This window comes from Arcticibacterium sp. (genome assembly GCF_055134445.1).
Genome location: NZ_JBSRVI010000010.1, coordinates 19,208 through 32,382 on the forward strand (window position 1 = coordinate 19,208; position 13,175 = coordinate 32,382).

Annotated in this window: 11 protein-coding genes; 10 read left to right on the top strand and 1 reads right to left on the bottom strand. The window is 38.0% G+C overall.

The window, feature by feature from the left end; translation table 11 throughout:
- The first annotated feature begins 41 nt into the window (after positions 1 to 41).
- From ACTBZY_RS00940 to ACTBZY_RS00965, 6 genes are all read left to right on the top strand, one after another.
- Positions 42 to 1,043, top strand: a complete 1,002-nt coding sequence (locus ACTBZY_RS00940) for a 2-dehydro-3-deoxygalactonokinase (RefSeq protein ID WP_463044441.1) — start codon at positions 42 to 44, stop codon at positions 1,041 to 1,043.
- The gene (locus ACTBZY_RS00945) at positions 1,036 to 1,674 is read left to right on the top strand and encodes a bifunctional 4-hydroxy-2-oxoglutarate aldolase/2-dehydro-3-deoxy-phosphogluconate aldolase (RefSeq protein ID WP_463044442.1); all 639 of its coding nucleotides are present in this window, start codon (positions 1,036 to 1,038) and stop codon (positions 1,672 to 1,674) included. The genes ACTBZY_RS00940 and ACTBZY_RS00945 overlap by 8 nt, the downstream gene beginning before the upstream one ends.
- A 7-nt stretch (positions 1,675 to 1,681) precedes the next feature.
- A complete protein-coding gene (locus ACTBZY_RS00950; protein WP_463044443.1) occupies positions 1,682 to 2,974 on the top strand; it encodes an MFS transporter in 1,293 nt (430 codons plus the stop codon).
- 35 nt (positions 2,975 to 3,009) lie between these two features.
- Positions 3,010 to 4,263, top strand: coding sequence for a galactonate dehydratase (dgoD, locus tag ACTBZY_RS00955; protein WP_463044444.1), 1,254 nt, complete (start codon positions 3,010 to 3,012; stop codon positions 4,261 to 4,263).
- 39 nt (positions 4,264 to 4,302) lie between these two features.
- The gene (locus ACTBZY_RS00960) at positions 4,303 to 5,181 is read left to right on the top strand and encodes a hypothetical protein (protein ID WP_463044445.1); all 879 of its coding nucleotides are present in this window, start codon (positions 4,303 to 4,305) and stop codon (positions 5,179 to 5,181) included.
- 235 nt (positions 5,182 to 5,416) lie between these two features.
- On the top strand, positions 5,417 to 6,421 hold the full coding sequence (locus ACTBZY_RS00965) for a 2-dehydro-3-deoxygalactonokinase (RefSeq protein WP_463044446.1): 1,005 nt from the start codon (positions 5,417 to 5,419) through the stop codon (positions 6,419 to 6,421).
- 1 nt (position 6,422) lies between these two features.
- Here ACTBZY_RS00965 and ACTBZY_RS00970 read toward each other — a convergent pair whose 3' ends face one another.
- Positions 6,423 to 7,067, bottom strand: coding sequence for a GntR family transcriptional regulator (locus tag ACTBZY_RS00970; protein ID WP_463044447.1), 645 nt, complete (start codon positions 7,065 to 7,067; stop codon positions 6,423 to 6,425).
- Between the two features lie 189 nt (positions 7,068 to 7,256).
- Here ACTBZY_RS00970 and ACTBZY_RS00975 point away from each other — a divergent pair, with 189 nt between their 5' ends.
- From ACTBZY_RS00975 to ACTBZY_RS00990, 4 genes are all read left to right on the top strand, one after another.
- The gene (locus ACTBZY_RS00975; RefSeq protein WP_463044448.1) at positions 7,257 to 10,049 is read left to right on the top strand and encodes a Kelch repeat-containing protein; all 2,793 of its coding nucleotides are present in this window, start codon (positions 7,257 to 7,259) and stop codon (positions 10,047 to 10,049) included.
- Between the two features lie 116 nt (positions 10,050 to 10,165).
- Positions 10,166 to 11,020, top strand: coding sequence for a 3-keto-disaccharide hydrolase (locus tag ACTBZY_RS00980; protein ID WP_463044449.1), 855 nt, complete (start codon positions 10,166 to 10,168; stop codon positions 11,018 to 11,020).
- A gap of 565 nt (positions 11,021 to 11,585) precedes the next feature.
- Positions 11,586 to 12,143 (top strand): RNA polymerase sigma factor, encoded by a 558-nt coding sequence (locus ACTBZY_RS00985; RefSeq protein ID WP_463044450.1) that lies wholly within the window; start codon positions 11,586 to 11,588, stop codon positions 12,141 to 12,143.
- A gap of 10 nt (positions 12,144 to 12,153) precedes the next feature.
- Positions 12,154 to 13,167 (top strand): FecR family protein, encoded by a 1,014-nt coding sequence (locus tag ACTBZY_RS00990; RefSeq protein WP_463044451.1) that lies wholly within the window; start codon positions 12,154 to 12,156, stop codon positions 13,165 to 13,167.
- The last annotated feature ends 8 nt before the right edge of the window (positions 13,168 to 13,175 follow it).

Genomic DNA, 13,175 nt, shown 5'->3' on the forward strand with positions numbered 1-13,175 from the left:
ACAAATAGGGTTGGGAAAACACTAAAGGAGCACATTATAAAATGGAACATATAAAAAACTTAATTATTGGTTGTGATTGGGGAACGAGTTTTTTCCGATTAAGGCTTATTGACAGCTCTACAAACTCTGTTTTGACTGAGATAACAAGTGCAGATGGGATAGCTAAAACCAATAGAATGATAGAGAAGGAGTCTGATCGTTTCGGCTTATTCTGCGAAGTGGTATCCGAGAATCTGGCTTTATTGAAAAGTAAGGTCGCTTTCGATATTGATAGTCTGAGTATTGTGGTGTCAGGAATGGCGTCATCATCTATAGGAATGAAAGAGCTTCCTTATGGCTTTTTGCCATTTGCTATACAAGACGCTTCTGGTTTAGATGTTGAAATATTTGAGGGAAATACATCCTTTGTAAACCCGCTTATTTTAATTTCTGGCTTGCGAGATAAATATGATGTCATGCGTGGAGAGGAGGTTCAGCTTTTGGGTTTGGCTCATTTAATGGAATTCAATAAAGAGGAAGAAACCATCATTATACTTCCTGGAACACATTCTAAACACTGCTTTGTCAAAAACGGTATATTAAACCATTTTCAAACTTACCTCACTGGGGAGCTATATGAAATACTTTCGGAATACAGCATTTTAAGTAATTCAGTTATGAAAGAGACCCTTAAAGCGTGGACGCCAAAGGCAATGGAGGCTTTCTCAAAAGGGGTATTGGATGCTAAAGAAAGCAATATGCTGGTCAATTTATTTAAGGTCAGAACCAACTTCCTTTTTAAAGAAATGGATAAGTCGGAAAATGCCTTGTATTTGAGTGGTTTGCTGATTGGTGAGGAGCTTGGTAATATCAGTGGGTCGTCCGATACCAGACCTATTATTCTTTGTGGTGGAGAAAACATGAATGTGCTGTATAAGAAAGCAGTGGAAGTCTTAGGAATAGAAAAAAGAACGCAGTTTGTAGCGGATGACATTCTTATAAAATCAACGATTGCTGGTCAGTCCGAAGTATTCAAAATTCATAACAAAATTCTACATGACTAATAAAACGTTTTCTTGGGAATTATTTGAGAAAGTACCTATCGTAGGCATTCTTAGAAACATAGCTTTCGATGACTTTAAAGAGGTTTTTGAGGTTTGTAAGCAAGTAGGTCTTACTAATCTAGAAATAACCATGAACACACCAAGGGTAGAAGAAATGATTTCTTATGCTTTTGAAAACAGTGATGGTCTAATGAATGTTGGGGCAGGAACGGTCTGTTCGGAGTCAGACCTAGAAAGAGCTCTGAAGGCAGGTTCACAGTTTGTTGTGACACCAATAATCTCGAAGGCGGTTATTGAAAAATGTGTGTCACTAGGCGTGCCTATTTTTCCTGGAGCTTACACCCCCACAGAAATTTACACCGCATGGACTTGGGGAGCAAAAGTCGTCAAGGTTTTTCCGGCCACTGCTCTAGGGCCGTCATTTATTAAAGACTTGAAAGGCCCTTTAGACCAAATCAAACTTTTGCCTACAGGTGGAGTGAGTTTAGATAATATCCAAGATTTTAAGGCGGCAGGTGCAGCAGGATATGGCATAGGAAGTCAGCTTTTTAATAAGAAATTAATTGACGATAAAAACTGGAAAGGATTACAAGAACATATTGAACAATACATTCTGAAAACTCAAAATTAATACCCTAATGAAAATTAAAAATTATAGATGGATAATAGTAGCATTGCTGTTTTTTGCAACCACTATTAACTATTTGGATCGACAAATTATAGGTTTATTAAAACCCGTTTTAGAGCTAGAGTTTGAGTGGACAGAAACAGACTTTGCTCGGATAGTGATGGCGTTTACGGCAGCCTATGCTATAGGTTTGTTGTTTTTCGGGTGGCTAATTGACAAAGTAGGTACAAGAAAGGGATATTCCTTTACCGTAGTATTTTGGAGTATAGCAGGGATGTTACATGCTGTAGCCCGAAGTGCATTTGGTTTTGGTGTAGCACGTGTGGGACTGGGTCTAGGAGAAGCAGGAAATTATCCTGCGGCAGCTAAAACGGTGGCAGAGTGGTTTCCTAAGAAAGAAAGAGCATTGGCTACAGGGATATTTAACGCTGGTACTAGTGTAGGAGTAGTGATAGCCTTGGTTTTAGTACCACCTATTCTAGCAAATTATGGCTGGCATGAGGTTTTCTGGTTTACAGGTGCCTTGGGTTTTGTCTGGTTAATTTTTTGGCTCTGGTTATATCAGGTTCCGTCAAAGCAAGAGAAACTAACCGCAGAAGAGTATGAGTACATTGTGTCTGGGCAAGAAGAAACGGAGACTGAAGAAGGTAAAAACCCCGTAAAATGGTCTAAACTGTTTTCTTATCCGCAAACATGGGCATACATAACGGGTAAAGGATTAATTGACCCCATATACTGGTTCTTTCTGTTTTGGTTGCCTTCTTATTTTGCATCCACTTTTGATTTAGATCTTAAGAAGTTTAGTGTTGAGTTAATGATAATTTATACGGCCACCACAGTAGGAAGTATTGGTGGAGGTTACTTGTCCTCTTATTTGATAAAAAGAGGGATGGAAACCATAAAGGCTCGTAAGACAGTATTGTTTGTCTTTGCCGTTTTGGAGCTTTCCGTCATCTTTATCCAGTTTGCAGGAAATGTATGGGTGGCTGTAGGTTTAATCAGTTTTGCAGTAGCTCTTCATCAGGCATGGGCTACCAATGTTTTCACACTGCCTTCTGACATGTTTCCCAAGCAAGCCGTAAGCTCCGTTGTGGGTATTGGTGGAATGGCTGGAGCATTCGGAGGTATTCTTTTTCCCATGCTTATCGGTGGACTTTTAGATAAGTATAAAGCTTTGGGAAACATAGAAGCGGGCTATAATATTTTATTCACTATCTGCGGATTTACCTACTTAGTGGCATGGTTAATCATCCATTTATTGACCAAAAGGGGCCGCAAAGTGTCTTTAGAAGAATTGAGTTGAAATTAAATTTTAATATATAAATACACCCTACAAAAATGACGAACGACGATTTGAACGAAAAGAAAAACGGAATGTCAAGAAGAAAGGTTTTGTCTTCATTAGGATTGGCCGGAGCAATGGCTATTCCAGGAACAAGCTTTGCCAGACCAGAACCTAAGGTTTACAAAGAAGACAGAACTATGGTTAAAATAACCAAGCTGGAGACTTTTTTGATAAAGCCAAGATGGGTCTTTTTAAAGATTCATACAGATGCTGGTGTAGTAGGTTTAGGAGAGCCTTTATTAGAGGGCAGAGCCCAAACTATTCAGGCAGCCATTAAAGAGATAGAGCCTTACCTTATAGGAAAAGACCCAAGAGCTGTAACGCACCATTGGCAAGCTATTTATAGACATAGTTTTTATAAAGGCGGACCTATTCTTACCAGTGCTTTGAGTGGGATTGACCATGCCTTATGGGATATAAAAGGTAAACTTTTGAATGTTCCTGTATATGAATTATTAGGTGGACCTACGAGAGATAGAGTACGTATTTACGGAAGAGCAAGTACTCCGGAGCAAATGAAGCAAAGAAAGGCAGAAGGATATACGATTATCAAAACTGGCGTAGCGAAAGATCGCCCTGCCAGAGCCGTCGAGAACCCTGCATTTATCAAACACGCCATCGAAAACTTTGCAGCCTTAAGAGAGGCTGGAGGTGATGGAATGGATATAGGGATTGACTTTCATGGTAGCATTCCTCCGCAAACGTCCAAAATACTAATCAAGGAATTAGAGCAGTATCAGCCTATGTTCATTGAAGAGCCATGTCAACCACAAAACATAGATGTATTGGCAGACATTGCTAGGAGTACGTATTTGCCGATAGCTACAGGTGAGAGAATATTTACCAAATGGGGCTTTAGAGAGATTTTGGAAAAAGGTGCTGCCAGTATTCTTCAGCCAGATATGTGCCATGCAGGTGGAATTTCGGAGGTTAAGATTATTGCAGGTATGGCAGAAGCCTATTATGCCCAAATAGCTCCTCATAATCCAATGGGGCCTATCTCTTTAGCTACAGGTCTTCAGTTAGCAGCTAGTATTCCTAATTTCTTGGTGCAAGAGCAAGTTTCTTTAGGAGAGGGATATTTGAAAACACCATTTAAGTTAGAAAAAGATGGTCATGTGATGATTCCAACTGGCCCTGGCTTAGGCGTAGAATTAGATGAAGATAAAATTTCTGATAAATTAGATCATGATTGGAAAAATCCAGAAACTTATGATTCATTTGATGGCTCTGTAGTAGATTGGTGAGAAATGAGTATCTTAACAAATTGAAATAATAAATTGAGAATGTTAAAAAATGTATGGATTTTCGCTCTTGTCGGAGTCATAATGGCCTGCGGCGAGGGAAACAGTAATACAGATAAAAGTATGACGGAAGCAGAAGAGGTAGATGCCATAGTAGATTCACTGCTCTACTTTAGGAACAATAAAATCAAGACAGATTTTTTGTCGCGTAAATTTCCTGACCTTGAAAGAGAAAAGGCTGTGGAGCTTCAGCTAGCATCACTAAAGAAAGAACTATCTGGCGGCGGACAGTTGGCTGGATGGAAAATGGGAGGAACCGTTGGTGATAGTGCTAGCTTTGACCCTATAATGGGTTATATGCTTAAAGCCAATCAGAATTTTTCTGGAGATAAAATATCCATTAAAAAGTTTCCCGCTAGCGAAGTGATGATAGAAGGAGAAGTTGGTTTTGTTTTCAAACAAGATTTTCCTAACGGCGTAAAGTCTATTGAAGAATTGAAAAATGGTATTGACTATGCAGTAGCAGCGGTAGAGTTTGCTCAGTCAAACGCCATCGGAATCAACAATAACCCTGAGACGGTAAAGACTAATCATGTGCTGGCTTTTGATACCGGACAGTGTGGTTTTATGCTAGGAAATAAGAAAATTGACTTTGCAGATTTTAATGTATCAGACGAGTCAGTGGAATGCTTTGTTGATGGAAAAGTGGCAGCCTCTGGCGTTTCTAGCAGAATATATGGCGGCCATTTAAATGCCCTCAATGCCTTGGCTAATCTGCTTCCTAAATTTGGATTGATGATTAAAAAAGGAGATGTGGTTATTACCGGATCCATGTATGTGAACCCAACAGTAACAGGTTCTGCTAAAGTGAACCTTCAGTTCAGCAGCTTAGGTGAAATAGAAATGGAAATTACGGAATAGGAATATTCATAAATACCTGGTTCTAGTAGGCTTTGTTGATAGAAATACAACAAAGCCTACTTTTTTTATGATTTTTTGACCAGTACTTTACCACTTCAAAGATTTATTCAGGCATCAAAATCGAAATGATGTAATTTGCATATATACTAAGTTTATAAAAAAATCAGTACGTGACATTGGGTTTAGTGAACCTAAAGGTTAATATCACGATACTGTTTCATAGGATTTTTTAAAGATGATGGAGGGTAGAGGAAATTATATAGGCTGCGATTGGGGTACCAGTTCTTTCAGATTAAGGCTTATTGATTCGGAGTATAATTCTGTTTTAGCAGAGGTAGAAAGCAAAGAAGGGATTGCTTTTGTCAATAGTCAATTGACAGATAGCGAAAGTAGATTTGATTTTTTCAGTAATTTTTTAGGTCTGAAAATGGCCTTGCTTCAACAGAAAGTAAGCTTTGATATTTCCGATCTCACTTTGGTTTTATCAGGAATGGCTTCTTCTTCTATTGGAATGGAAGAATTAGAGTATGGTAGTTTACCTTTTCATTTAGGAAAACCGAAAAGTCTTTTTTCTAAATCCATTGTTCCCAACTCAAAATGGTCTAATCCAGTGATATTGGTTTCTGGTTTAAGAGACACGCACGATGTTATGCGTGGCGAGGAAATTCAGTTGTTGGGATTAGCAGAATTAATGAATTTTGGGGAAAATGATGATTCTATTGTCATACTACCAGGAACGCATTCCAAACATTGTTTTATAGAGAATGGAGCCTTAACCCATTTTCAAACCTATTTAACAGGTGAGCTCTTTCAGATTTTGTCGGAACATAGTATTTTAAGTAATTCGGTACACTCTGAAAAAGTGTTAGCATTGAATGCTGAGGCTGCTACAGCATTTGAAAAAGGTGTGTTAGATGCTAAGGAGACCAACTTGCTAACAAACCTCTTTAGAGTCAGGTCCAATGTACTCTTCGAAACTTTCGATAAAAAATCGAATGCTTTTTATTTAAGTGGGCTTCTTCTAGGCGAAGAGTTGTCTAATATAGCAAAACCGTCAGACGAGAGACCCATTGTTTTATGCGGAGCCGAAGGATTAAATATACTTTATCAAAAAGCCATAAAGGTTTTAAAATTAGAGCATAGGACAGAGCTAGTTGCGAATGATATTTTATTAAAAGCCACCTTGACAGGTCAATCAATGGTTTTTAAGGAACATGCCTTAATAGCAGCAGAAGCTTAAGCTAATGGTTTTGTTCCCTTAGTTCTTTTTCGAGTTTATCTATCGTTATAGTGGCATGCTCACGCATTAATAGCTCCGCTTTTTCTGCATTCCCAGCTCTGATGGCCTCTATAATACTGATATGCTCAGGTAAAGTTTCTTGCGGTGTTCTTACTAAACCATAAGTGAAAGTCATTTGTAAGTAATTGGCTAAGGCGTCCATTTTTTGTAAGACGGCATTATTGCTTAATTCGCAAATGGCATTATGAAAGTCTTGGTCAGCCTTGCGGTATTTTTCGTCATCAATATCGGTTTCATTAAGGTAAGGTTTGAAGTATGAGGCTAGCTTTTCTGCTATTTTTTCGTGGTTTACGTTTTTCGCTAGCTTCCTAGCCGCTAATCCTTCTAATACTTCTCGGCATTCAAAAGCATCTATCTTGTCTTTTATATGATGTTCTTTCACGATGTAACCTTTTCTAGGAACAGATTCAATCAAGAACTCACTTTCTAGCATTTGAAAAGCTTTATGCAAGGGCATCCGACTAATGCCCAATTCTACTGCAATTTTTTCCTGAACCAATTTTTGACCCTTTTCCAGTTGACCTTTTAGGATTCTGGTTTTTAGCTCATGGTAGGCTAGCTTGCTTAAGTCGGAATGCTTTATCATGTATACTGTATTTTGTATACAAAAGTATTAGAAAATCACTAGATTTGTTAGGATTGATAAAATTCTAGTTCAATTTATGAATCTATGATTTTATTAAATATCGATCTATGAGCGACTTATGCATTATTTAAGTCTCTTATTTTTATGAATTCTAATCTGGAGCGAACAACAAATAACGAACAATTTTTAATGAGGGAATTTCAACCATTCAGTCGTATTATTTACATTTTAGGTATTTTTTTTCTTGTGGGTTGTATTAAACCTAAAACGGAAAACTGGCAATGGAGTACATTAGCTGTGGAGGGAGAACCGGTGGCTCGTCATGAAGCAGGCTTAGTGGCTCATGATTCAAAAATATATTTATTGGGTGGCAGAAGAATAAATGAAACTTCTCAATTTGACCCATCAACAAACTCATGGGCTTCGAAGTCTGAAACGCCCATAGAATTACATCATTTTCAGCCAGTAAGTTATGGTGATGCCATTTATATAGTAGGTGCCATGACCGGAAAGTGGCCAACCGAACAGCCATTGGATAAAGTGATTATTTATCACCCAGATGAAGACCGATACGAATTTGGACATTCTATTCCAAAAGATAGGAGGAGAGGAGGTGCCGGAGCCGTGGTTTATAACGATAAAATTTATATTGTAGGAGGAATTACCAATGGCCATATGGATGGCTCAAAGTCTTGGTTAGATGTTTACGATCCTAAAGCAGGAGAATGGGAAGTTTTAGAAGATGCCCCTAGTGCTAGAGACCATTTTCAGGCAGTAGCTGTTAACGACAAGTTATATGCATTTGGTGGACGAAATAGCTCTAGGAGAACAGGAGAAGACATGTCTAGAACTATTCAGCATGGAAATATTTATAATTTCAAAACTCAGAAATGGCAGCCGGTAACTAATAATTTAGCCATACCTACCCAAAGGGCAGGAAGTTTTGCTTTTGCCCATAACAATTTGGTGATAATAGGAGGAGGAGAACAGGCAGGAATGGCCCTTGCTCAGAATGAAGCGGAAGCCTTTAACACCGCGACAGAAACTTGGGAGAAATGGCCTTCTTTTAATACAGGAAGACATGGTACTGGCTTTGCCGTGGTTGGAGATTATGTCTATATCGCCTCAGGTTGTGGGAAGCCTGGTGGAGAGCCTGAACTTAAATCGGTAGAGCGTTTACGTTTGCCTAAGGAATCTTCTTTTGCGTCAAGTAAAGGAGTTATAAAGACCCCGGTTTATACCAAGTTTAACACAGTTACGCTTTCTTTCGAAGGACCAGAAACTTCTGAGAATGCTACTGATAATCCATTTTTAAATTATAGGCTTTTAGTGGAGTTTAAGCATAAAGAAAGTAATCAAACCATTAGAGGTTTTTACGCTGCCGATGGAAATGCGGGAGAGACCAGTGCAGCTGCAGGAGCCATTTGGAATGTTAGGTTTTCACCAGATAAAGTGGGTGATTGGAGCTATGCGGCAACCTTGCAAAAAGGAGAAAATATTGCTCTAAATAATGAGGCTAGTGCAGAAAAGGCTATTCCTATCACCAATGCTAAAGGCCATTTTATAGTAGTTCCTTCTGATAAAGATGAGGCAGACTTTCGTGGCAAAGGCCGTTTAGTGGCTAGTGAAGGTTATTTCAAATTTCAGGATACGGATAAGCACTGGATAAAAATGGGGACCAATAGCCCTGAGAACCTTTTAGCATATGGCGATTTTGACGGGACATTTAGGATTTCTTCTGAAGCCAGCGAAGGAGAGGCTACAGCTTCTGATGAGCTGCATAAATATGCAAACCATGAAAAAGATTGGAAATTAGGAGATCCTACTTGGCAAAATGGAAAAGGGAAGTCTATCATTGGTTCCATGAATTACCTGTCTTCCAAAGGGATGAACACGGTATATTTCTTAACCATGAATATTCTGGGAGATGGGAAAGATGTGTGGCCTTATATTAATGAAAGTGATTTTACGAGATTTGATGTGAGCAAGCTGGATCAATGGCAAATTCTATTCGATCATATGCAGTCCAAGGGACTTCTTCTGCATTTGGTTATTCAGGAGACAGAAAACGAAACCATGCTTGATGGCGGTGACACAGGCCCTATGAGGAAGCTTTACTTCAATGAACTCATAGCAAGATTTGGTCATAACTTAGGATTAGTTTGGAATTTAGGAGAAGAAAATGGTCCCGCCAGTTGGTCGCCGTTGGGTCAAAACGATGCTCAAAGAAAAGCTATGGCGAAATATTTGAAAGAAAACGATCCTTATAATCACCCAGTTTTATTACATACGCATTCCGAAGACCCTTTAAGATCTGATATTTTAAAAGATATAGTGGGTTATAAATATGTGGATGGACTATCTCTTCAGCAGGCAGAACGTACAGAAACAAGTGAAGTGATAGAACATTGGCGAGCAAAAGCTAAGGAAAAGAATCATGAGTGGTTAATTACCATGGATGAGATAGGGAAATGGCACACAGGAGCTGTAATGGATGAAGAAAATCCAGGTCATGATTCGCTTCGTCATTTTGTGCTTTGGGGTTCGTTGATGTCTGGTGCGGCAGGTGTGGAGTGGTATTTTGGAGCGAAGCATCCTCAAAACGACCTTACCTCTGAAGACTGGAGAAAAAGAGATCAATTATGGGAGCTTTCTAACCACGCCAGAGTCTTTTTCGAAAACTATATTCCGTACTGGGATATGACTCCAAACCATCATTTAATAAATCAGGAAGATGGTTATTGTTTCAGCAAGAAAAATGAAGTTTATGCTTTTTATCTACCTAAAAAAGGCAACGCCAAAATTGACCTGAGGGAAGCTGAAGGAGATTTCAGCATACAGTGGTATAACCCTATAAAAGGAGGAGAATTACTAGAGGGCAGTTTAAAGGCTGTGAAAGGTGGTTTACTTCAAAGTTTAGGTACCCCACCTAATAATACAGAGCAAGATTGGGTTGTATTAATTAAGAAGGCAAATAATTAATATTTTCATCTACGGATAATGCTGCATTCTGATGCTTTATAAGACACTTGTGGAAATTCACTTGTTTAAATCGTCAGAATGCAGTTTCTTGTTGAATCCATTAATATTCCCTTTAAATGAAAAAACTCGTAGTCTTCCTTTTTTGTCTTGTTCAAATGAGTTGTGTAGCTCAAAAAGCAAATTCTTCTAAAGAAAATTGGCTGCAATTATTTAATGGTAAGAACCTAGACGGCTGGGATATTAAAATCCGAGGGTACGAGTTAAATGATAATTATAACGAGACATTCCAGGTTAAGAATGGGAACATTGTGGTTAATTATGATGCATACGACGATTTTAACAAACAGTATGGTCACCTATTTTATAATGGTGATTTTAGTTATTACAAAATAGCTACGGAGTATAGGTTTATTGGCGATCAAGCTCCTGAAGGAGAGGGTTGGGCTTTTAGAAACAGTGGTATAATGGTTCACGGTCAGCCAGCAGAAAGCATGGGTCTGGAACAAGATTTTCCGATATCTATAGAGGTACAGCTTTTAGGAGGTTATGATGATAAAAAGCCGAGAACAAATTGTAATTTATGTACGCCAGGCACAACGGTGTGGTATGAAGGTAAATTTGACGAGCGGCACTGCATAAGCTCAAGTATACAGGCTGCCCCATTAAACGAATGGGTAAAAGTGGAGGTTGAGGTATATGGAGATTCATTGATTCGTCATTGGGTAAATGGTGAGGTGGCCATGGAATATACAAAACCAGCTTTTGGCGGAGGTGTGGTAAGTGGTTTTGACCCAAAGTTTAAACCAGACGGAAGCCGTCTAAGTCATGGTTCTATTTCTTTACAAAGTGAAAGTCACCCAATTGAATTTAGAAAAGTAGAGCTACTAAACTTAAAAGGGTGTATGAACCCTAAAGCAAAGAACTACAAGTCGTATTACGTTAAAGACGATACGGCATCTTGTAAGTTTTAAGGTCGGAGTTTTTATAGGGTAATACTTTTTAGATCTCCCTCCCTGTTGCCAATAAATCACGTTGGCCTAAACAGTTCTTACCATTTCATGATAGGTATTACTAGAGCTGCTATGGTTTAGGTGGATGATGCCAATCTTGGATAATGGGATAAAAAGAATCTTGTTGTTCATCCATACTCGGGTTTAAAAAGTTAAATACTGATAACTCTATTTAGGCTTAATATAGGCAGAACCAAAGAATGTATCACTGCTAGCGTATATGCTTCCAAGTTTTTTTCTCTCAGCTCAAAAAGATGGAATTGTTATCTAGACTTGATGAATCATTGTCTTATCAGGTTATGCTGTATTTGCTTATTAGGAATGATGGAGCTGTTTTAAGCCTTTTTTTTGACAGAAAAAACGACCGACTTAGGTCTCACAGGCAGCTTATTTACAGCAATCTTTTATAGAGAGATTTCTGTTACAATTACTTAATTGTGAAATTTGACAAAAAAAATGGATTTTATTTAGGGGTTTCTAGACTTAGTGGTACTATTAGGCAAAAGAATCTCAACCCTTACAAACCATGACTCAGAATGAATTGGAAGATATAGAACTCGTTGCTCTCTTAAAAAGTGGGAGTAAAAAGGCTTTTGAATCTATTTACAACAAATACTGGGAGCATTTATATGGATTTATTTATCGGAATTTGGGTTCAAACGAAGAAACTGAAGAGGTGCTTCATGAAATAATGCTCGCTCTTTGGAAAAACAGAAATTCGGCAAACATTGAGAGCTTAGGCGTTTACCTTTTTATTGCTGCTAGAAACCAGATTAATAAATTTATTAGAAGAGAAATTAACCTTCGCAAGTATAGAGAATTTCAAATTATGCATCAGATGGGTGAGATAACCCATATTGAAGAAAAAATGGACGAGTCTCTATTAAAACTTAAATTGGAAACGGTGTTGTCTAGGATGCCTGAAAAAACAGCTTTGATTTTTAAGATGAGCAAGTTGGAAGAAATGCCTGTTAAGAAAATTGCTCATAAGTTAGACCTCTCAGAAAAGGCTATTGAATATCACATTACAAAATCGATGAAAATTATAAGAGAGAATTTTAAAGGCTCTTTTTCAGAGAATTAAGAAAGGAAAAATGAAAGAAAAAGAAATAGATAATTTAATAAATAGGTATGAAAAAGGGCTTTGTACTTCAGAAGAAGAGAGTTTTCTGAAACAATTGGCAAAGCATAATCTTTCAGGCGATGGGTCTTTGGGGATATTCCAAGATGAAAAGGATAAAAATGAGGCTCAGGAACGGGGAATTCGGGCACTGAGAAGGGAAATTAATCCATTTCTATTTTGGTTGTTTCCTGTCAAAAAAACACTCAAATCAAAGCCAGTCTTATGGGCAGCAGCGGCTTTATTTCTTGTCGCTTTGTCTTTCTTGCCATTTTTCGTTGGAAATGATTCTGTCGCTAGTGATTATCGTCTTTTTGCTAAGAATGAAATTATAAATTCAGAAAAGAAAATTCAATTACCAGACGGAAGTGTGGTCACTTTAAAAGGAGAGTCTGAGCTGTTTATACATGAGGAATTCAATGAGAATTTACGTGAAATCAAATTTGAAGGGAAAGCCTTTTTTGATATTGCCAGAAATGAGCATAAACCTTTTATTATTAAATCTGGGGGATTGGTAACGAGTGTATTAGGCACCAGTTTTGAAATTAATGCTAAGAAAGATAATAGAGAGGTGGAAGTGGAGGTGTTTACAGGAAAGGTTTCTGTTCATCTTGAAAAAAACTTAGTCAAAACCAAAAAGGAGGAATTGATACTTACGCCAAATTTAAAGGCTGTTTTTGACAAGAAAACCAAGTTGATTCGCGAAACTATTGTGGACAATCCCGCGGAAATTAAAGGGAATTCTAGGAATAGAGCAGGTATATTTAAATACGAGGGACAGAAAATATCACAGATAATAAAAGACATCAGAGAGGTCTATGGCGTAGAAGTCATTTTGTTAAATGAAGCTTGCGAAAATCAATTGTTCACTGGAGACTTGATAAGTTTAACACTGTACCAAAAGCTAAACCTAATCTGTAGTGTAATTGGCTCTGATTTTGAAACCAAAGGTGCCAAGATAATTATAAAAGGAAAAGAGTGTAATTAACCCTAAAA